The 20,541-nt window shown below is 56.9% G+C and carries 22 protein-coding genes and 2 pseudogenes; 10 read left to right on the top strand and 14 right to left on the bottom strand.

The genetic code is table 11. The annotated features are described in order from the left end of the window. A partial coding sequence (locus tag BM069_RS16190; protein WP_093325290.1) for a VCBS domain-containing protein occupies window positions 1-2,919 on the top strand: 2,919 nt, incomplete at its 5' end. Window positions 2,920-3,105: 186 nt separating this feature from the next. Here BM069_RS16190 and BM069_RS19940 read toward each other — a convergent pair. From BM069_RS19940 to BM069_RS16220, 7 genes are all read right to left on the bottom strand, one after another. Continuing rightward, window positions 3,106-3,327: a hypothetical protein gene (locus tag BM069_RS19940; RefSeq protein WP_212611551.1), complete on the bottom strand. Its 222-nt coding sequence runs from the start codon at window positions 3,325-3,327 to the stop codon at window positions 3,106-3,108. Then, the gene (locus tag BM069_RS19945; RefSeq protein WP_212611552.1) at window positions 3,275-3,460 is read right to left on the bottom strand and encodes an AAA family ATPase; all 186 of its coding nucleotides are present in this window, start codon (window positions 3,458-3,460) and stop codon (window positions 3,275-3,277) included. Before BM069_RS19945 ends, BM069_RS19940 begins: the two co-directional genes overlap by 53 nt. A 183-nt stretch (window positions 3,461-3,643) precedes the next feature. Further along, window positions 3,644-4,018, bottom strand: a complete 375-nt coding sequence (locus BM069_RS16200) for a hypothetical protein (RefSeq protein ID WP_093325292.1) — start codon at window positions 4,016-4,018, stop codon at window positions 3,644-3,646. Continuing rightward, window positions 4,015-4,233 carry a DUF3955 domain-containing protein gene (locus BM069_RS16205; protein ID WP_139216228.1) on the bottom strand — a complete coding sequence of 73 codons (219 nt, stop codon included), beginning with the start codon at window positions 4,231-4,233 and terminating at the stop codon, window positions 4,015-4,017. The genes BM069_RS16200 and BM069_RS16205 overlap by 4 nt, the downstream gene beginning before the upstream one ends. Before the next feature lie 76 nt (window positions 4,234-4,309). Beyond that, window positions 4,310-4,594, bottom strand: a complete 285-nt coding sequence (locus BM069_RS16210; protein ID WP_093325295.1) for a hypothetical protein — start codon at window positions 4,592-4,594, stop codon at window positions 4,310-4,312. 236 nt (window positions 4,595-4,830) lie between these two features. Then, complete coding sequence (locus tag BM069_RS16215) at window positions 4,831-5,601, bottom strand: hypothetical protein (RefSeq protein ID WP_093325296.1); 771 nt, start codon at window positions 5,599-5,601, stop codon at window positions 4,831-4,833. A gap of 44 nt (window positions 5,602-5,645) precedes the next feature. Then, window positions 5,646-6,161 (bottom strand): DUF805 domain-containing protein, encoded by a 516-nt coding sequence (locus BM069_RS16220; protein ID WP_093325430.1) that lies wholly within the window; start codon window positions 6,159-6,161, stop codon window positions 5,646-5,648. 134 nt (window positions 6,162-6,295) lie between these two features. On the opposite strand from BM069_RS16220, the gene BM069_RS16225 reads away from it, so the two are divergent. Beyond that, a complete protein-coding gene (locus tag BM069_RS16225) occupies window positions 6,296-6,514 on the top strand; it encodes a hypothetical protein (RefSeq protein ID WP_212611553.1) in 219 nt (72 codons plus the stop codon). A 164-nt stretch (window positions 6,515-6,678) separates the two neighbouring features. Here the strand turns inward: BM069_RS16225 and BM069_RS16230 are convergent. The 4 genes and pseudogenes from BM069_RS16230 to BM069_RS19865 all read right to left on the bottom strand — a co-directional run. Then, window positions 6,679-6,852, bottom strand: a pseudogene (locus BM069_RS16230) (transposase zinc-binding domain-containing protein); the annotation flags it as partial. 12 nt (window positions 6,853-6,864) lie between these two features. Next, on the bottom strand, window positions 6,865-7,752 hold the full coding sequence (locus BM069_RS16235; protein WP_093325300.1) for a tyrosine-type recombinase/integrase: 888 nt from the start codon (window positions 7,750-7,752) through the stop codon (window positions 6,865-6,867). Window positions 7,753-8,124: 372 nt separating this feature from the next. Next, window positions 8,125-8,427, bottom strand: a complete 303-nt coding sequence (locus BM069_RS19860) for a hypothetical protein (RefSeq protein ID WP_170846767.1) — start codon at window positions 8,425-8,427, stop codon at window positions 8,125-8,127. After that, the gene (locus tag BM069_RS19865) at window positions 8,428-8,889 is read right to left on the bottom strand and encodes a hypothetical protein (protein WP_170846768.1); all 462 of its coding nucleotides are present in this window, start codon (window positions 8,887-8,889) and stop codon (window positions 8,428-8,430) included. A 207-nt stretch (window positions 8,890-9,096) separates the two neighbouring features. Here BM069_RS19865 and BM069_RS16245 point away from each other — a divergent pair, with 207 nt between their 5' ends. Then, window positions 9,097-10,089, top strand: coding sequence for a toll/interleukin-1 receptor domain-containing protein (locus tag BM069_RS16245; protein ID WP_093325301.1), 993 nt, complete (start codon window positions 9,097-9,099; stop codon window positions 10,087-10,089). Window positions 10,090-10,217: 128 nt separating this feature from the next. Here the strand turns inward: BM069_RS16245 and BM069_RS16250 are convergent, their stop codons facing one another. Further along, window positions 10,218-11,075 carry a hypothetical protein gene (locus tag BM069_RS16250; protein ID WP_093325303.1) on the bottom strand — a complete coding sequence of 286 codons (858 nt, stop codon included), beginning with the start codon at window positions 11,073-11,075 and terminating at the stop codon, window positions 10,218-10,220. A 216-nt stretch (window positions 11,076-11,291) separates the two neighbouring features. Next, window positions 11,292-12,386, bottom strand: coding sequence for a tyrosine-type recombinase/integrase (locus BM069_RS16255; protein ID WP_050687582.1), 1,095 nt, complete (start codon window positions 12,384-12,386; stop codon window positions 11,292-11,294). A 253-nt stretch (window positions 12,387-12,639) separates the two neighbouring features. Between BM069_RS16255 and BM069_RS16260 the strand changes: the two genes are divergently transcribed. From BM069_RS16260 to BM069_RS16285, 5 genes are all read left to right on the top strand, one after another. Next, entirely contained in the window at window positions 12,640-13,176 is a 537-nt protein-coding gene (locus BM069_RS16260; protein ID WP_242656127.1) for a helix-turn-helix domain-containing protein, read from the top strand. Between the two features lie 4 nt (window positions 13,177-13,180). After that, window positions 13,181-13,477 (top strand): hypothetical protein, encoded by a 297-nt coding sequence (locus BM069_RS16265; RefSeq protein ID WP_050687580.1) that lies wholly within the window; start codon window positions 13,181-13,183, stop codon window positions 13,475-13,477. Window positions 13,478-13,481: 4 nt separating this feature from the next. Then, window positions 13,482-14,381 carry an HNH endonuclease gene (locus BM069_RS16270; RefSeq protein ID WP_050687578.1) on the top strand — a complete coding sequence of 300 codons (900 nt, stop codon included), beginning with the start codon at window positions 13,482-13,484 and terminating at the stop codon, window positions 14,379-14,381. 130 nt (window positions 14,382-14,511) lie between these two features. Next, complete coding sequence (locus BM069_RS16275) at window positions 14,512-15,897, top strand: transposase (protein ID WP_093325306.1); 1,386 nt, start codon at window positions 14,512-14,514, stop codon at window positions 15,895-15,897. A 388-nt stretch (window positions 15,898-16,285) separates the two neighbouring features. Then, window positions 16,286-16,948 (top strand): L,D-transpeptidase, encoded by a 663-nt coding sequence (locus BM069_RS16285; RefSeq protein ID WP_046212120.1) that lies wholly within the window; start codon window positions 16,286-16,288, stop codon window positions 16,946-16,948. 73 nt (window positions 16,949-17,021) lie between these two features. On the opposite strand, the gene BM069_RS20075 is transcribed toward BM069_RS16285, so the two are convergent. After that, window positions 17,022-17,294 (bottom strand): hypothetical protein, encoded by a 273-nt coding sequence (locus tag BM069_RS20075; protein WP_081806555.1) that lies wholly within the window; start codon window positions 17,292-17,294, stop codon window positions 17,022-17,024. A 184-nt stretch (window positions 17,295-17,478) separates the two neighbouring features. On the opposite strand from BM069_RS20075, the gene BM069_RS16295 reads away from it, so the two are divergent. Beyond that, the gene (locus BM069_RS16295; protein ID WP_081806556.1) at window positions 17,479-19,827 is read left to right on the top strand and encodes a heavy metal translocating P-type ATPase; all 2,349 of its coding nucleotides are present in this window, start codon (window positions 17,479-17,481) and stop codon (window positions 19,825-19,827) included. A 94-nt stretch (window positions 19,828-19,921) separates the two neighbouring features. Then, a pseudogene (locus BM069_RS16300) lies at window positions 19,922-20,398 on the top strand (L,D-transpeptidase family protein). Window positions 20,399-20,541: the final 143 nt, after the last annotated feature.

The following is a 20,541-nucleotide window of genomic DNA, read 5'->3' on the forward strand; positions in this document are numbered from 1 at the left end:
AACGGCTTTACCTTCACACCGGACCCCAACTACAACGGCCCTGTCAGCCTGAGCTACACCGTCACCGATGGCCATGGCGGCACCGTCGCGCAGACCGCAAGCCTGACGCTCGGCGCCGTTGGAGACCCGGCCGTGATAACCGAAGTCAGCATTCCGTCGGTGACCGAAGACCGGGGTTACATCAACACGCATTACGAACTGCAAGTTGACGGCAAACTCGACATCACGGATCCAGATCCGGGCGAAGCGCAGTTCGATATCAACAGGGGTCCGCAGACGTATCAGGGTATGGGTTACGATACCCAGCTTGGCGGCCATGTGCTGCTGATGCGAGATGGAAACTTTACCTACTTCATAGACAACCGCAAACCTGTGATCCAGTCGCTTGGTGACGGACAAACAACGACAGACAGCGTAACGATCCGCTCTTCCGACGGCACAACGCATCAGATTCAGATCACGATTCACGGGACGAATGACGCACCGGTTCTGAGTGCGTCGACGGCCTCGGCAACCGAGGACGGTCAGTCCGTGACGGGACAAATGTCGGGCACGGATGTGGATAGCGGTGACACGCTGACCTATTCACTGGCCCAGACCGCGCCGGCTGGTTTCACGTTCAATGCCGATGGGTCCTGGAGCTTTGATCCAACAAATGCGGCCTATCAACACCTTGCGGCTGGCGCGACGCAGCAGGTGACAGTGCCGGTGACGGTCACCGACAGCACAGGTGCGACAGACACACAGAACCTCGTCATCACCGTCACAGGCACAAATGATGTCGCGCAAATAGCAGGTGTGAAAACAAAAGCTGTTGTCGAGGACACCAACGTAAACGCTAGCAATACTTTGCAAACGGGAGGCACACTGACTGTAACAGATGTGGACACTGGCGAAGCTAGCTTTGTGCCGCAAAGCCACGTTGCTGGAACATATGGGACCTTTGTAGTTCAAGCGAATGGTCTCTGGGTCTATTCGGTGGATAACAGTCTGAAATCTATTCAAGATTTGGGTTCTGGCGACCATTTGACGGACACGCTGACTGTAGCGACGGTGGACGGCACCACGACGACTTTGAGTGTCCGAATCGATGGCTCCAATGACGGGCCGACTGTTTCGGCCTCACCCGCAACCTTGAGTGAGGTACACGAGGATCAGGCAAAACTGTACACAGAATCCGAACTTCTTAACGCGGTTGGTGCGCAGGATCCTGAAGGGGATACATTGAGTGTTTCATCCGTTGGGGTCGACGCGGCCTATGGTTCCATCACGGACAATCATGATGGCACCTTTACCTTTACACCGGCGGCCAATGTCCATCACGACAATGTGCCCCTGACGATCTCAATCACGGATGGAACGGACACGACGGTTGCGCAGGCTGTCGTCGACATCACCCCGGTCACAGACACCGCGTCGCCAACATTGACGGTCTCGGCTCAGCAGGACGTGATGTCGTTTGACAAAAACTCTGCCAGCGCGATTTTCACAAACCAAAACCTGCCTGCGACCGCCATGTCTGGTTTCGCCATCGAAATGACGGTGATCGGCGGCCAACAGGTAGCGTCGGCGGGAATCCATGGTGCGACGCTGATGAGCTACGAGACCTCGCCCCATAATGACGAAATCTATATCTACAAGCCGGATTCGTTGACGGTTCGAGTCGGCGGAGTGGAACATGATACCGGAATTGCCTTGCCCAATGACGGGCATGACCACCGTATCGGCGTGGCCTGGGACGGCGCCCATGGAACGCTGGACCTGATGATCGACGGGCAAGTGGCCAAGCATATGACCGGTGTAGCACAAGGTTATTCCGTTCCCGGAGGTGGGGCCCTCGCCTTTGGAGGAGATCAGGACACGATGCGCGGTGGGTTCAGCAACAACGACGCATTCAACGGCCAGATATTCAGCGCGGCCATGTCGTCGGTTGCGGTTGATCCGGGAGATTTACAAGGGGTGTCCTTGGGCCAGCATTTGGCAGGGCAGCCGGGCTTGCTGACCGATATCCTCATGGTGAACGGCCAAGTGCAAGATCAGACCGGGCACTTTACCTATGGAACTCACGGAGGCTTCACACACAACACGGTGAAAGTGGACACGACAATTGCAATGCCAAACCCAGGCGCCACGCTCGAGATATCACTGACTGACGGGGCGCCCGCAGATACTGATGACGATATCACGGGTCGTAGTCTGACTGGTTTCCTAGCGGGGACAACCGTCTCGGATGGCCACGGGCACCAAACTCAGGTTGCCGGGCCGACAGATGTTGTCGACCTCGACGGATGGGCTTTGGACAGCCTGACAGCGCAGCTTCCCGCAGGGGTGCGGGCCAACATACAAGTGGGCTTGATCGTTGAAACGACCGGCCCAGATGGGGCCACTGAAACGGTGGTGACGAACCATCCGGTGATGCTTGACCCCACACAGGCTGTGCCAGCAGCCAACGTCGCACCGGCACCGGCACCGGTAGTATCTCACGATGAACCAATGGATATCGGTTTTCAGTCTTCAAGCGCCTCGCTCGTAGCGGATTCGCCGGACATGGCCCCGCAAGACACGGTCAGATCCGAGGGTGCAGATGAAATTCACATGGTCGAGCATTCGGCCACTGAGGACGCCGGCGACGGCCATACGAACCCTTACCTTGAAGCAGTACGCGCGGGCTCGGGTGCGGACGGCTCATCACAAACGCCCGACAACGGGCATGATAACCCCTACACTGCGGCGCTCGGAGTCGATGCGACCATGCCGATCGATGATCCGACGATGGACCCAACCACGCTGGACGATCCTACGACGTCTGACGATCAGATCGTTGGTGGCGCGAGCGATCATGCCGAGGCAGACCTGCCTCCGGATGACCCGAGCGTGCCGCTGCCGGAAGACGACGATCCTTCCACCAACTCCGGCTAGGCCGATATCCGACAATTCAGCCTGTTCGTGACTGTCATGCGATCAAAGGCGATGCAGGGGTCTCTGGCCGGCTTGCATATTTGTCGTCCGTCACGTTGTCAGAAAGCTCTAGCTGTTTCTGGCAATCGGCTTCCGTTCGAAGGAAGCCGCCTTGGCTCTGCAATCAAGATACGCTCCATCGAGACTTTACTCGAACAGATTACCATCCTGATCAGACTGGTCCGCCTCCCGGGACGCTTTCATCTCGTGAAACGCGTCCGCGACGAACTCGGAAGGCGACTGAATGAACTCCCGGAAGAGCTTGAAGTGCTGGGTCTCTTCCAGTGTCGTTTCGGCAATCCCGTGTCGTTTGATTTCAAGCAAGCGGGCATTCGGCAAGGCCATCAGGATTGGAGAATGGGTAGCCATGATGACTTGCGAGATAGCCCTTGCCGCCCCCGGCCTCGTCATAGCCGCTGAGCGCCGCAATGGCCTCCACCAAGGTCGATTTCCCGGCGCCGTTTTCGCCGATCAGAATGGTCACAGGGGTCGTGAACCGCAACTCGAACGCGTCGCAGTCCAACCAGGGAAGGTCGTGGGGTAGCCGGATTTCCGCGCCATGATGTCGTCTCGCACGACGACGCGTTGAAGAAATGGCGCGGGCAGCTTGGTGATTGCTCTGCGACGGCTCATTTGTGGCCAGTGCTGCTACAAGACGGTCGGGAAGGGCGAAGAGGCGACCGGCTCAACGGCGCGGCACGGTGTAGAGAGTGTAGCTGTTGGTCTGCGTGACCATCGAGGACGAGGTTTCGGACACCAATGTTGCTGCCGCCGCGCTCCCCGTCGAGCATGTTACGAGGTCTGCCGCATCATCCAGGAACTCGACCGTGAAGGCGGACTCGCCGGTGAGTTTGCAGTCGTCATCAGCGGAACGGTAGCCCCTCACGAAAACCAGATCGGGGTCTGGCTCGCTGATCCCGCCGCTCGGCACCGGCTCGCTACAACCGGCGAACATCCCGGCACATAGCAGCAAGCCGACTGCGCTCAGGCGCTTGCTTGCGTTAACTGACGGCACAAACCCGTCGGTGGAGGAATCGCGATATGTGAAGCGGGTCTTCATTTTGAGGTCTTCCATTTCTTGATGATACGGACGACCAGCGCGCTCGCCAGGGTGACCGCTCCGGCCAGGACGAAAAGCCAGCCTAGGGCCAGCAGGTGGAAAGGCTCCTGCAGGATGCCGTCCTCGTCGACATATGATCCCTGCGCCGCGTATCCCGCCCAAAGCGCAAGGCCCAAGCCCAGCAATACAATAGAGATGAGCGTCAGCTTGCTCATGTCCGTACCCTCCATCCTGCGCCGCGATGAAGAGGGCAAAACGCTACGGGGCCGTCGATCGGCCTTCCCACACGGGTCACTCCCACTCGGCGGCAGCCGTTCGCCATTGTTTCTCGTCACTGTCCCATGTGCTGGCCGTCACACAAGGAGTCGGGTTGATGCCGCCGCATTGCGAGCCATGGACATCCACCAGAAGGATCCTGTTCGGCCCAAGATCGGCCAAGCCCCATCCCTGGTTCAACAGGGACTGGAGGACATCTTCCACGAGAAAATGCGACATGCATCCACCGGTGCCGCAGTAAAGCGATGCGGCCGTCGAACAGGAGAAGCCGCGCTCGTTCAGCACCCAGTCGTGGCTCATATCGCCGTCTAGGTCGATCCGGTCAACGGCCTCCCATTCGAGGTGGAAGGCGCCGTCTTCGAAATCTGCGCAAGCCTAACGGGCCGTCTCGACTTTTTGCTGCAGCTGCTCGGGCAAATCGGACATATCGGCAGACGAGGCCGGCACAATCAAAGAAAGCCAGAATGCGGCACAAACCCCGAGAAAATTCAAGGATTTGCCCGCCCGATTCTGCGGTTTCACGTCACGCCAGAGCATCAGTTGCATTTGTCATACTGGTAATCCCCATATTCCAGCCAGTCCTTGCCACCATCCTGAAAGACCAGCGTTTCCGATCGATCCTCGCCAAGGAGCGCAACGACGAACCCTCGCGGCGCTTCCGTATTTCCAAAGAAGCTATAGGCCGTCATGGCGCGGGTCACCTCGCCATTCACAGTCAGCAAGGCATCCCATTCGCCATCCGGGGTGTCGAGGATCACGTACTCAATCTGGCGTTTCACCGCGCCGCCACCGCAATAGACCACGCCCTCCGGTGCCTCGGTGCGTGCAGCCTGCTGTATTGCACCGCCACAGGCAGATTTCAGCGACTTGATGGCAGCGCTCGACCCTGTCAGGTCGAAGATACCGTAAGTGACGTCCTGATCGATCATGGAAAGGTTGACCGAGGCATTAGCCGCCAACTGATCCAGAACGAAGCCGTAATCCTCCGCATCGTTGAACGAGATCTCGACCGGGAAGTTGTCAACGATCTGAACGTTGGCGTTGTCCTGCCCGACCTGGAAGGCACCAACTTCGGTCGTTCCGTCCTTCATGAAGCGGATGGACAGTCCCTGCTTGGTCTCGATGTCCTCGCTATCCTCATAGCCCGCGGGCGCGAAACGGATCCGGCCACATTGAAGTTCCAGCGTCGAATCGTTGGATTGAATGAACGCATTGGCCGTTGGGGCGGCTACGAACGTCCACTCGGCCAGAACAGGCGTGGCAACACCGGCGGCCAAGACCAGTCCCAAGGATATCTTGCACTTCATTTGAGTCTTCCCTCCATTATCGGCAGCTCAATCTGGCACGTCATTCACGCCGCGGGTGGGCCATATGCGTTCTCCCCCTCCTGCGACGGCCGGGTCAGCCACCAGATCATCATGACGGACAGCACCAGTTGCAGCCCCCACACCACGATCATCCCGGTCAAGCCGAGGAATGCCGCAGGTCCACGGAGCGCCTCCGGGTCGTCCACCCCGCCTTCCAGCACCGAGAAGACCGCAACACCGCTCAGAAGCGCAACCATGGTTGCGACCCCCAACGCCATTGGCAGGAGTAGATACCATCCCGGTCGCCCGGTATCGTGCAAGCGGCGCCAGCCCGCAGCAAGCATTGGCAAAAAAACCGCGAGTTGAAATCCCGAGTTGAGGATGTTTGCACTTTCGCCAGTGTCTGGGTTGGTGCCGAAAAACGCCTGGTCCAGAAACGTCAGGACGATGCTGCTCAGGATGACGAAGAGCGCAAACCACCAGTACTCGGACCGCGTCGCCCGTCCGGAAAACACAGCGTATTTCGAAAGGCAGACCTTGATCGATTGCACGAACCCCATGGCGAACACTCCCTATCCGTGAACTCTTCGTATCGTTCTGCAGTTCATAGAAGAATCCTGCGCAGGTCAAGTCGCCAGATCGGGCATTCGCAGCCGCCTGACGAGGTTTCAATCAGGGAGGACTTTGGATACCTTTGGAACGAAAAGCATCGGCGGCCATCGTCATCGCGGCGCTCGCGGCCGCTTTCTGGGCCGGCTCGGAGGTGCAGAAGGCGGCGTATCTCGACCAGTGCCTCGATCTGGGCGGCGGTCAGAACCCCGGCAATCACCCGATATGGGTGATCGAACAGGCCCCGCCCTCCCTTCAGCTTGGACCGGTCGTGATAGCGGCGCAGGGGGGGTGTCGGCGGTGAAATTCGTGGAGATCCGGATGGCCAGTCGCTCGTCGAATTGAGATTGGCCCCCGACCTTGCGGCGACCCTGGCAGCCTTCACCAAGGCCTCTGTTGGCAGCACACTCGACATCCGGGTGGATGGAAACCTGGTCCGCTCGGTCAACATCGCCGAAGGCATTGAGGGTGGCCGCACTTGGTGCAACCGGCCACATGTCCACCGAGTGCCTCGGTTCGGCAGGTCTCAAGCGCTGACATCACTTTGAGCTGGCTCAGGTTAATGTGCCCTTCGTTTGCCTGCCTATACGCAGGGCCATGTTTGCGAAAGATGTCTGCAATCTCCAGCGTCGGACGAGACAACGTCCCGGCGCGTCACTCCAAGCTTCGGCGCAGGGTCTGATCCTGCAGGCCAGCCAGCAACTCGTAGGGGCTGACCGTGTCCTTGATCGTCTTGGTGGCCACAAGGGTGTACTGCGCCGTTGTCGTCAGCTTGGCATGGCCCAGCAGCACCTGAATGACCCGCACGTCGGTGTTGGCCTCGAGCAGATGGGTCGCAAAGCTGTGCCGAAGTGTATGCAACGTTGCCGGTTTGCTGATCCCAGCCATGTGTTTGGCGGAGGTGAACGCCCGGTTCAACTGGCGTGATGAGATCGGGTTGATCTTGGGCTTTCCCGTAAAAAGCCACCCTTCAGGCCGCGCCTCTTTCCAATACTCGCGCAGCAATCCCAATAGCCCGGGCGACAACATCACTTTGCGATCTTTGCCGCACTTGCCCTGATCCACATGGATCAGCATCCGATCGCTGTCGATATCGCTGATCTTGAGGTTGCAAACTTCCGAGGCACGCAGCCCCCCGCCATAGGAGATGCTGAGGGCGGCCCGATAACTCAGCCCAGGTCCCGGCGTCGCCATCAACAGGTCTGATACCTCCTGCACGCTGAAAACCACCGGCAGCTTCTTGGGTTGGGTCTTGAACTGCATGAAGCGCTTCATGTCCTCGCGCCCGCAGGTGATGCCGAAAAAGAACCGCAGCGCAACGATCCGAGTGTTGAAGGTCGATGGCGTCACACCTGCGTCGGTCATGTGCAACTGATAGGCGCGAAGCTCTTCCGGCGTGGCCGCATCAGGCGAATGGCCAAGGAATGCCGCAAAATCTTTGATTGCCCGGATATGGGACTTCTGGGCCTTATCACCCATCCCCCGAATACGCATATCCTCCATCATCCGCGCACGCAGCGGGCTCATCTTCTCCTCTGTCATGAAATCCTCCTGTCATCAGATTGAGAAACCTCAATCCTCAAACAGGTTCGACAGATCGCAAAATGCACCACCTAGCGTCTCGTACGCTACAAAAGCAAAACGCGCCAATGCCGCGGAGCGGCTTAGTCCTTGGGACGTTCGCACCAGTTGAACCGATCCATGCGCAGGGCCGCAAGGTCCCGCAACACGGCCATCCTTCTCAGGCTCGCGAATGACTGGTTTCTCCGCTGCGCACTCCTCAAGGAAATCGCATACATGCAGCGTTTTGCTGAAGATCGAATTTAGGGTTCCTGCTAAAGACCTTCGAACCACGTCAAAAATTGCAATAAGATCAAAGCGAATGTCCGGCGCTGCGGTGGCTATCTCTTGCGTCTAACTCTCGCTCAGCCGTTTCTCGGCGTCTTTCGCTAGTTTCCAGCTGGTCTCTAGTCCCGCCTGAAGCGTCTCGTAATTCTGTTCCTCTTGCAGCAAGTCGGCCAATGTAGTGACTGACGTGAGATGTGATTTCATCAATAGCGCCACGCAATGCGCCAAGCCATTCACCTTGCTTTCGATCCTGCTGGTCGAGCGTTTCTCCAAGGCGTGCAGTTCCTTGGCTGAGCTCTCGCAGGCCGTCACCAACCGTTCGACGGATGCGAGCAATTCGCGTTCCAATGCTGTCAGGGTCTGTGTCATCTAGGGTTCCATTATCTCGATGCAGATGATCGGCGTCCCCGCCATCGTGCAGGTCTTCAACTCCGTCCGGTTCGGGTCCAACGACACCCATGTCTGCCCGGACTGTTCGATCCGTGTCAGGCCAAGTTCCGTCAACTCCGAATCCGCCATCAAACCCATCCAAAACCAACTCGCCAGCAGCACTGTCGCGATCCAGGCTGAGACCATCACCACGATCACCCAGGGTGAGATCGTCAACCAGCGCCTGATCGTCTCGCTCCGCCGCTCCAACTCGCTCTTGCTGTCGCTGAGAAAGAACCTGATATCGGTCTCGATTGTATGCAGCGCGCTGGTCGCAATGCTGCTGAAATCGCTCCTGAAGCTCTCCAGTTGAGATGCCATCAAGGCGGCGTGGTCGCTCCGGATCGTCTCCAGGTCCGCGTTCAATTTCTCGGCGAGGCGGTTCGGCTTGCCAGTCGTCATGGAAAATCTCTCCTTTCAAACGCCAGCGCTCGCCGGTGTCGGGGTCTTTCGCTGTGAGATGGGCTTTGCCGACGCGGGGCAGGTCAAAGCCTGCGTCGGCGAGAGCGTCCAACATGCTGGCGCGATAGCTTCTGGAAAGCTTGGGGTTACAAAGCTATAGGTTGTGCCAGATACAGCGTTTGCGAGATAACGAGAGAGGGGTTTGAATTGAAAGTATTTATTAGCTGGAGCGGCGACCGAAGCAAAGAAATGGCGAAGGCGTTGCGAGATTGGTTGCCAATGGCGCTCAACTACGTTGAGCCATTTGTATCAGATAAAGATATTCAAGCCGGTGATCGCTGGGCACAAAAGATTGCGGGCGAACTGGAAAGCGCGAACTTTGGGATAATTTGTATTACTCCTGAGAATATTTCTTCAGAATGGATACTTTTTGAGTCCGGCGCTCTTTCCAAGTCAATGTTGGATGGCAAAGTAATCCCTCTTCTTTTCGACCTTGAATTAAGCGACCTGACTGGGCCGCTGTCGCAATTTCAAGCGCAAAAACTTGAAGCAAGCGGCATCATGGAAGTTGTGAAATCAATCAATGAGATCGCAGAGAAGAAAACTGCCGACGACATTATTGCTCGGTCTGTTCCTGCTCTTTGGCCTCAATTGGAAACTGCTCTCACTGAAATACCGAGTATAGCTCCGACCGCAAAACATCGCCGACCAACGCCTGAAATTTTGGAAGAGCTTGTGACAGATGTTCGAGGCTTAAATTCTCGAATGAGAGGTTTTGATCCTGAGCTTTTTGAGCGTGAGCGTTTCATGCGGAGCCGGAAGTTCCGGTTCCATCCCATGATGTTTGAAGAGCTAGCACATATGTCAGGCGATCCTGACGACGGACCAATCGCTTTGGTTGCGATGGCCGGTATGGTTCGGGATGACATGCCGTGGCTCGCCGAGATGCTCACCGAAGCTTACCGAGAAGTGCGCGACAGTGGTCCAGAAAAGGCTGAGCGAGCACTTCATAGAATTCGCCGCTCAATAAAACACATGTCCCATAGCAAGATGTCGCGCGAACTGATGGGTGGCTCCAAAGAGAGAATGATGATGATGGAAGAATTGCCAATGCTATTGGATATGGCGCTTCATCGGATCTCCGATAGGGCCGAGGCCAAAGAAAGCAATTTCAGCGACGAAGATGATCCACTCGAATAGCGGCTCTTTGGTGCGGGCTTTTCCCGCGCCGGTGGGGTTTGAAGGGGAGGCTTGCCGCCCCTCACAAGTCCCGCCGATGTAATCGGTGGGTAACCTTGCTCTCCGCTCTTTGTGGGGGTCTGTCGCACTCATGCTCTGAACCCAGCCGCTTCGATTTCAGCAGGGCTGGCGAGGTTCGCGGCCAGCAAAGCGGTCACTTGGCCGGGTGTTATGTGGCGGCAAAGGGGGTGCTTGTCCTTGACCCAGTCGGACAAACCTTTCAGCAATTCGGCCTCTTTGGCCTTACCAGCTTCTCGTGCGTCCTCTACGTCCTGAAGGTATTTCAACCAACGTCCAGACGTGAACCAATTGTCGGAGAAGCACACCTTGGAGCGGGTGAAACCTTCGCTCTCGGTCGCATATGCCCGCACGGCGTCCTCGAGGCCTTTGGCGTCCACTCCGTCGGCCAGCGCTTGGCGGATTTGCGAGATACAAACCGCTTTGCCGCGAGCGCGATCCTCGGGATAGGCGGACAAAATCTTTTCTGAAATCTCATCCTCCACCGCTACCTTCGCGTGCGAAGGACTTGGTTTTTGATATGGTTTATATCTGTTCTTAAAGGATTTGCCCTCAGGGGCAGATGGCTTGCCCTCAGGGGCAAATGCATCATTTTCCCTTTCGGTCGGATCGATTTTCCCATTTGGGCAAATGGAGTTGCCCAAGGCATACCAACAGGTCCGGTCATAGCGATCATCGCTGAAATTGCCCTTGATGATCAGTTCTGCGCTGACCAACTTTTCGAGCGCTGTTCGGATCTGCTTTTCGCTCAGATAGGGGAACAACTCACTAAAGGCCGAGATCGAATTGTAAGTCCAATACCGCCCGTCTCGAAGGTTGCGGCGATTGGCTTGGTTCTTCTCGATCCAGAAGGTGATGTTCTGGAAAATCACCGCCGCGTTCAGACCAACACGTCCCGCGATTTCGGGATCAAAGCTATGCCGGCTCATGATTGGCCCCCGAAATACGCACAAACGTGCGAATTTTGTACAGGTTTTGTACGAGAAATCGGCCGTTTCAGCCGATTTCGGCCTGAAAGCTCACAGGCCTTTTTGCAAGCTTCCGCACAACGTCCTGTAAATAAGCCATATTTTTCAAATGGTTTTGGCGACCCCGGCAGGATTCGAACCTGCAACCTGCCCCTTAGGAGGGATGCGTTCATAGCGCTATTCCTTTTGTGATTTCTTAGAGTTGGGTGTTTGTACAGCGTCATCCTGTACGTGGTTTGTACGAAAACGGGCCCTAATGTCAGCCTCATCGGTCTCGGCGTGGGCATAGATGCGCATGGGCAAATTAGGGTCTGACCAGCGGCCAGCCTTGGCCGCGGTGACGGGATCGACGCCCTGCCGGACGACTAATTCAGTGAAGAACCCGTGCCGTCCGGCTGGGTGCGCAGAAAGGTACGGGATGCCCGCCCGCTTGCAGATTGTCTTCCAGCGCGTGTTGTAACCTGTCGAGCTGCCATAGCCGAAGATGCGCGCTTTCATCAGCTTGCCGGTCTTGCGGTTCTTGGGGCGTTTGGGCAGCAACGCGAGAAGCTCGTCCATCATCTGAGGTGAGACAGTGATCCAGCTTTCTGGGTGGCCCTTCTGCGCCTTCACTCGGACTTTGTTCTCGTGCGGCCGAAGGTCATCCGGCTCCAGCGATACGGCCTGATCAATCCTTGCAGCCGTCTCAAACATGAAACGGACCAGCGCGGCATTGTACGGATCAGCAGCACCGCAAAAGGCTTCGATCCATTCCTTGTCAGCTGGCGTGCGCTCTACACGGCTAAGCTTCCCGCGCCGCTTGTCCTGCGCGATCCGCTCGAATTTATCATAAGGCTTTACGCGGATCAGAGGTGTGCCTTCCAATTCGTGCGCATTGTTGATCACCGCACTCGCGGGCGTCACGATTTCGCGCCACCAAGTATCGGTCGACGCTTTGGGTTTCAGTTTCGGCCCAAGGCTCTTCAATAGTGCGCCAGATATCGCACCGAGCGACAAGTCACCGATTGCTTCGACAATCGGGATCAACTGCTTCGCTGCTTTGGGGGACGCGTTGTAGAGCATGATTGCATCAGAGAACGTCTTGCTCGGTTCGTCGCCCACGACATAGCGTCGAATTTGGCGTTCGGTCTCATGGTTTATCCAGTCCCGTGCACCCTCTTCTGTAGATGCCTTAGTGCTTCGCCGGTATGGGCCGGCGATTGGCCTGCCGTTGTATTCGATCCACCCCTTGGCCCAATAGACGCGGCCCCTCTTATAAATTTGGAGCGGCATGACTGGCCTCCTTCAAAAATCGTGTCGATCTGCGCGGGCGTGATCAGCATGGTCCGCCCAAGGCGGTAAAATGCGCCCGTCTCGTTTGCCCGCTCACGCAACGTGCGTTCTGAAATATCGATCCCCATCCCGGCCATAACTTCGACCCACTGCGCGGGCGTTTTCCCGAGCCCCAGGATCTGAGAGCTGTCTGAATAGTTGGTCTCTGCCATTTCAGTTGTCCTTGTCCGCTTAAGTTGAATCGGCGACACGCATGGAATCGCTTGTTCTGCACCTTCTGACGTGGTCAGATGTGATTAACAGTAAATGTTCGTCATTTTTTGCAAAGTTCGCGAATTTCGACGAAGTAGTCAATTGGAAAATTTCGATGCCGCAGAAACATGCTGATCTTTTTGCTGCAATGGGTGCTCGTCTCACCATTGCTCGCAATGAAATCGGCTTCTCACAAGCGGCCATGGCGGAAGCTATCGGCGTCTCACCCCGCGCGTATCACAGCTACGAAAAGGGCCAGCGCGGAATGCCTGTAGAAGCCTTGGTCGCGATGGGTGAGCGGTTCGAGGTGGACGTGCCCTGGCTGCTACTCGGCACCAAATCCATTCGGGCTGGGCATGATTTCGAGGCGCTCAAACACATCGAAAGCTCGCTGGATAAGCACCTCACCGATGAGGGCATAAGAATCAAAAGCGAAAAGCGCGGGGCCATTGTCGCGCGCTGGTATCAATCGCATGTCGAAGGTCGTGAAGTGACGGATGATGACGTGCACACATGGATCGAGTTGGTAAGGGAGTAATCTGGTGAACAAGGCAAGCAAACGCTGGAACATGTTGCGGCATTCGGTCTTGGAGCGCACTCGCCGTGAGGTGATCGAACCCTTCGGGCCGCTTTACCTGATCTTCCTGGGAACCAGCGTGTTCTTCCTGATTGGCTTGGGTCGACTATCACTGGCACAACAGACCGCCGAATACTCGGTTTTGGCCGCCATCATGATTTTTGCCATCGCTGCGGCTGGCTTTGCACTTCCATTTTTGACAGGCGCGGTGCTGACCCTTCGCGCGGCCGATCGAAAACTGGAACGTCTCCAACGCGGGTGAACCGATGGCTTTCGGCGTCTTCATCCACCGCAGCGACTCGATCTACGACGATATTCCCTCGGAGCGGTATCAGTTTCCCAAGCAATACCTCTCTCGCGCCCAACAGTGCGAAGGGGATTGGATCGTCTACCTGGAGCCAAGCAAGGTCAAAGAGACCAAAGGCTATTTTGCTGTCGCTATGGTCCAGGAGATCATTCCGGATCCTAGGAAACCGGACATGTTCTTGGCCGTGATTGAGCCGGGAACGTATCTTGATTTCGGCGACCCAGTTTCATTCCGGGACGAGAATTCGATCATCGAAAGAGGATTGCTGAACGATCAAGGCAAGATATCTGGACGCGCGCAAGCTGCGGTAAGAGCCCTTTCAGCTGAAGACTTTGCCCGAATAGTCGAACGTGGACTTGGACGAGATGAGGGCATCCTGCCTCGCGTAGGCGGCATGATGCAAATGCCTGGGTTTCAAGATGCTCAAACACCTTTCCAACACCTGCCTGCACGGGAACGCGTCAACCAGCTGACCAACCGCGCGGTTCGCGATCGAAATTTCAGAAAGAACGTCCTGCGCGCCTACGGCGAGCGCTGCGCCATCACTGGTTTACGTCTGATCAATGGCGGCGGCCGTGCCGAAGTGGAAGCCGCTCATATCAGACCTGTAGAGCATGACGGCCCCGACATTGTCAGCAACGGTCTCGCCCTGTCCGGAACCGCGCATTGGATGTTTGATCGGGGCCTCGTTGGATTAGCCGACGACCTGACTATTCTGGTTTCCCGCCAAAGCAATGACATCGAAGCCGTGACATCGATGATCAACTCATCCGGCAAGATCTTGGTGCCGGACCGCCTCGCCAACCGGCCAAGGACTGAGTTTGTAACCTGGCACAGAGAGAACTGTTTCAAGCATTAACGATACTCAGTGCGGACCTTGGTGCAAAACGCAGCTAACGGCAGAAAAGAGCCTATTCTGTTGAAAAACTCACCCTTGATCGAGGCCGAAGTCACTGATTCAATTTCCATATTGAACGGGGGATTGAGTGATGATGGGACCGAGACAAGAAGCGCAGGCGGCTTTGTTTTACGAGTTTTCGCTGGAAGATCATGTGCCTCAAGCCCACCTGTTGCGCTCGATTGATCGGTTTGTCGATCTGAGTGGCATTCGCACCCATCTTGCGGAGTTCTACAGCCACACGGGCCGCCCTTCTGTCGACCCTGAACTCCTGATCCGCATGCTTCTGGTGGGGTATTGCTTTGGCATCCGCTCCGAACGCCGCCTGTGCGAGGAAGTGCATCTGAACCTGGCCTATCGATGGTTCTGTCGGCTCGACCTCAATGACCGCGTGCCCGACCATTCGACCTTCTCGAAAAACCTACATGGGCGGTTTCGGGAGAGCGAACTGCTGCGCCATTTGTTTGAGACGACTGTTACCCGTTGCATCGCAGAGGGTCTCGTGAGCGGCCAACGTATGGCCATCGACGCCAGTCTGATCGAGGCTGACGCCAACAAGCAGAACTCGACACCGAAGGAAGAATGGGACGCGACAACCATTGATCCCATGGATGCACCACGCGCCGTTCGAGAGTATCTCGACACATTGGATGAGGCGGCCTTTGGCGCTGCCAGCAATGTGCAGCCGAAGTTCACATCACATTCCGACCCCGCCAGTCAATGGACGGCAGCCCGCAAAGGTCCTGCATTCTTCAGCTATTCCGACAATTATCTGATCGATACGGATTATGGGGTCATCGTCGACGTCGAGGCCACACGATCCATTCGGCAGGCCGAGGTTGGGTCCACCAAAACAATGCTCAGGCGCGTGAAAGACAGGTTTGATCTGCACCCGGAGCGCCTGATCGCAGATACCGCCTATGGCACCGGGCCGATGTTGGGCTGGCTTGTCGAACGCAAGATCGCCCCACACATTCCTGTCTTTGACAAGTCCAGCCGCAGCGATGGCACATGGACGCGTGCTGACTTCGAATGGGATGCAGAGAACGATCAATACATCTGTCCGGAGGGGCACGCGCTGAAGCAGTTCCGTCGCAACTATTCCGACCCGAACCGAGGACCCACCGGCAAAGGCACAGCCCGCTATCGCGCATTGAAACTGACCTGCCAGGCCTGCCCATCAAAGGCCAAATGCTGCCCGAATGCCGACGCTCGCAAGATCACACGTGAAGAACACGAAGACGCACGTCAAGTCGCTCGCGACATCGCCAAGACCCGCCAATACGAGATCTCAATGAAGCTCCGAAAGAAGGTCGAGATGCTCTTCGCTCACCTCAAACGCATTCTCGGCCTCGGGCGGCTCCGATTACGCGGACCATGCGGTGCAAATGACGAATTCCTCCTCGCCGCAACCGCCCAAAACCTCCGCAAACTGGCAAAGATCTTTCCCGCACCGCAGCAAACGCGCAAAGCCTGATAGAAAAGGCGCTCGCGCTATGTTCAGCACCGCGCTTTCTGCGTCAGCAACACGTTGTTTTTCCACAGAATCAGCCCAAAGTGAACAATGCTGCATCGCGTTCCAATGTAGGCTCTCATAGCCGAGGATGAAAAAGTGACAAAATCAAACCGAGTTTCGCCAAGGGTTTGTGGCAGAGTATCGACACCGGTAAGATCCAAAATGCTTGTAAAATTGGCCTGTGATCTGTCAGATGCCAGCGGCAGAAGGAGAGCCATCCCTTCACGAGGACTTGATCATCGCTCATAAATGAGGCCTTGAACCTATAGTGGCTTGAGGTTCTACAAGGCACTCGAGGCATCCAAGCCGCGGCTGGAGGTGCACAAACAATTTCTTTGGAGTAGGACCTATGCTGACCCGGCGCCATTTCATTTCCACGTCCACTGCGATGTTTTCGTTACCGATCGCGGGACCGGCTTTGGCCAGTAGCTGGCCAACGACCGGCCAAAAAGCGTCGTGGGATTCTCAGGTAACGCCCAGCAACTATGACCCGGCGACATCCAATCCGTGGGGGCTGCATCCCCGTTTCTTGCCGCAACGTGTTGCTGCGAAAGATGGCCTTGTGCCAGGTGACATCCATGTCGATGCAGTCGCCCGCTATCTCTATCACATTGAAGAAGGTGGTACAGCGATGCGGTATGGAGTGGCGATCGCGCGTGGAAATCTCTACGAACCAGGAACCTACACCATTCGGCGAAAGGTCGAATGGCCACACTGGACCCCAACAGCGTCAATGATCGAACGAAATCCGGAAAACGCAGAATTTGCGGATGGGATGGAGCCGGGGCCGAAGAATGCACTCGGGTCACGTGCTCTTTATCTCTACGTTGGCAACCGAGACACTTACCTTCGCATCCACGGGACACCTAAACCTTGGTCGATTGGCGGTCGAGCGAGTTCTGGCTGCGTCCGGATGGTCATGGCACATATCAATGATCTCTATTCAAACGTCGCCATAGGGTCGACCGTATACCTGTATTCTGCCGAACAGAGTGTTGTTTCGGACAGCTAGTGCAGGATTGTGACGCGTTGATCTTCGCTCCGGCCCTCAACGTGGGCCGGAGATGTCAGGAAGATCGTTACGTTTACCGAGCAACACAAATCGGGTTGCCACCAGCGGTTCTGAGGGGAAGCAAGGTCTTTTCTACGGGTCCGTTGTGTTCATACCAGTAGCATCCGTCTTCTTCGCGGAGCCGGGCTGTTGCAAGGTTTTGACTTGGATCAGCCAGTTCCACGATAGCCTCTGGCACGTTTCCGATTTTTTGGGATCCGTTCTGATCTGTCGTCGCGCATGCGCCAAGCAGCAGTACCCCAAGTAGCGGTAGTCCGATCGGTCCGGCAAATTGCTGAGTCTTCATAAATTCCTTGTCGCCTTTCTTCGTTGATTGCGTGTCCGCCGATTGGTTTTATACTCGCGCGCCCCTTGGCAGCCGAAAACTATATACGAAACAAAATACCTCTTGAACCTCTAGCGACTGTAGGAGTTATGGTCCAGCCAAGCAATGATTCTGGAGATGCCGAATGGCCGCCAAAACTGAAACTGTGGTATCTGAAGTACACCCAACTGATAGAGCCAAGTCAGAAACATGTGCAAGTGAACATGCCTGCTGTGGAGGAAGCCATTCACACGAAGAGTTTGGTCCCGTGCCACAAGATGGAGCGGGCCGGAGTTTTCAGGTCAGCGGTCTTGATTGCGCAGAAGAAGTGGCGATCCTCAACAAGGTCGTTGGACCGAAAGTCGGCGGGGCGGAGCACCTGGCATTCGATGTCATCAACGGACGCATGATCATACTCCACAGCGCTGCCGCAGTGTCGGATGGAGAGATCACTCAACTGGTTGCGACCACGGGTATGAGCGCAAAACCCTGGGATGCCGAGAACGCTTCGGAGGATCAAGCTGCGCATCTTGCCCGTCAGCGCCTGTTCACAATGCTGAGCGGAGGCTTTTGGGCGGCAGGATTTCTGTATCACATCGCAGAAACCGGGATGGGCGGTGCGATCGGTCTCTTTTCCGGCCATGGAGAAGCAGTGATGCCTTTGGTCGAAGCGGGGCTTTTTGCTATCGCGATCCTGGCTGGCGTTTGGCTTGTCGCCCCGAAGGCGTGGTCATCCGCGCGGCGCGTATCGCCCGACATGAACCTCTTGATGGTGGTCGCTGTGGCCGGGGCTATCGGCCTTGGCGAGTTTTTCGAGGCGGCAACGGTCGCGTTCTTCTTCTCTCTCTCGCTGTACCTTGAAAGCTGGAGTGTCGGGCGGGCGCGGAACGCTGTCTCGGCTTTGCTCGACCTAGCGCCACCTACTGCAAGGGTTGTCTACGAAGATGGTTCTGAAGCAGATGTTCCGGCGTCAGCCGTCGCCATCGATGCACATTTCGTGGTGCGTGGCGGGGACCGCATTCCATTGGACGGGCAAGTGATCGAAGGCGCCGGGGCCGTTGATCAAGCCCCGATCACTGGCGAAAGCGCATTGGTGCCGAAGGAGCCGGGTGACGAGGTCTATGCGGGCACGATCAATGGCGAGGGCACGCTGACGGTACGCGCGACCAGGGCGGCCTCCGACACGGTGCTCGCCAAGATCATCCGCATGGTAGGCGACGCCCACACCCGCCGCGCGCCCGTGGAGCAATGGGTGGCGAAATTTGCGCGCGTCTATACGCCCATCGTGATGGCGCTCGCCATTGCCGTCGCGATGCTGCCACCGCTCGTATTTGGTGGAGCCTGGGATGACTGGTTCTACAACGCCCTCGTCCTTCTGGTGATCGCCTGCCCTTGTGCGCTGGTCATTTCGACGCCCGTGTCCATCGTCGCCGCGCTCACAGCCTCGGCCCGCGCCGGGGTGCTGATCAAGGGCGGTGCTTATGTCGAAGCTCCGGGACGCACTTCAGCCTTGGCCATGGACAAGACCGGTACGATCACCATCGGCGAGCCTGAAGTTGCTGCAATGTATCCGCTAGGGAATGCGTCGACGCAGGATCTGATGGGCGTAGCGGCGGCGCTTGAAGCGCGATCCTCCCACCCGTTAGCGCGCGCTATCCTTGTACGTGCAGAAGTCGACGGCCTTGATGTATCCGCGGCGGACGATACGCGGACCGTACCGGGGCGTGGGCTTGAAGGCAGGGTACAGGATCGGGCGGTCTGGCTCGGCTCTGACCGGTTCGCCGAGGAAAAAGGGCTTGGAAGTGCCATTCCGACAGACCTTCGGCACCGTATCGAAGTTGCCGGTAGTACGTTGGTGGCTGTTGGTGATGCAAATGGGGTGATGGGTATTCTGGAACTGCGCGACCGCATCCGCCCCGACGCCAAGGGAATCGTGGCTCGTCTGCATGCGCAGGGCGTGAAAACCATCGTCATGCTGACGGGCGACAATGAACGCACCGCGCGCGCGGTCGCGACAGAGGTCGGCATCGACGAGGTGCGCGCGGAGCTTCTGCCCGAGGACAAGGTGACGGCCATCGAAGACCTGGTCGAAGCGCACGATATGGTGGCCATGATTGGCGATGGCGTAAACGATGCCCCCGCCATGGCGCGGGCCCACTATGCTATCGCCATGGGCGCGGTTGGTTCCGACGCGGCCATCGAGACGGCGGACATTGCCTTGATGACTGATGACATTGGCAGGGTGCCCTGGCTCATAGGCCATTCCCGCCGTGCGATGTCGATCATCCGTCAAAACATCGCAACCTCGCTGGCAACCAAGGCCGTTTTCGTGGTGGCGACAGCGTTTGGGATGGCATCGATGTGGGGGGCCATTGCCGCAGATGTTGGCGTGTCACTGCTGGTTGTCGCAAATGCGCTCAGGCTGTTAAACGGACACCACGCGGAGACTCCGCCCAAAGGCGGTGACCGCGTCGGCGACAGACTGGCCGAAGGTGCTTTGGCGCACGGCCATTGAACGGGCTGGCACAGCACGCTAGTGTCAAGTTTGAAAAACCTCATGAAAGAGGCATTGAGCAGTGAATTTTCGAGTTACACGTCGCACAATCCTCCTGGGAGCTCTGGCGACAATTCTTTCTGGATGTGCAAACAAATTCCGCACTTAGAGGGGGCCGGAGGTGACCCGGGTGCGGGTCTACAAGGGGCAGCGCATGATTGTCCTTGATGGACCAGAGGGTGTTTTGCGCACTATCCCAATGGACCTTGGCTTTGCGCCTGAGGGTCACAAGCAATTCGAAGGGGACGGGCGCACGCCAGAAGGATCATACGTGATTGACAGGCGAAATCCCGAAAGCCTGTTTCATCTTTCCATCGGGATCTCGTACCCGAACGAGGCGGATATCGCATACGCAAAGGCTCAGGGCCGTTCCCCTGGTGGAGATATTTTCATCCATGGGGGGCCGCGCCCTGGCATTGACCCGACAAACAAGCGCGACTGGACGGCCGGATGCATTGCCGTTTCGGATCGGGAGATAGAAGATATCTATGCAATGGTGAAGAACGGGACACCTATTGATATCTACTCATAACCGAATTTGTCTGGAAACGGTGGCGGCTGTGCTTCTCAAAAAAACTGTTGTCGGTGCGGCAGACTGACAGTTTCAAGGTAGACTGATCAAACCGAAGAACACAGGTAATGAGCAAGATAGGCGAACCCCAGTTCAGTGGGGCT

Origin of the sequence: Shimia haliotis (genome assembly GCF_900114415.1) — a bacterium.
Lineage (GTDB): Bacteria > Pseudomonadota > Alphaproteobacteria > Rhodobacterales > Rhodobacteraceae > Shimia > Shimia haliotis.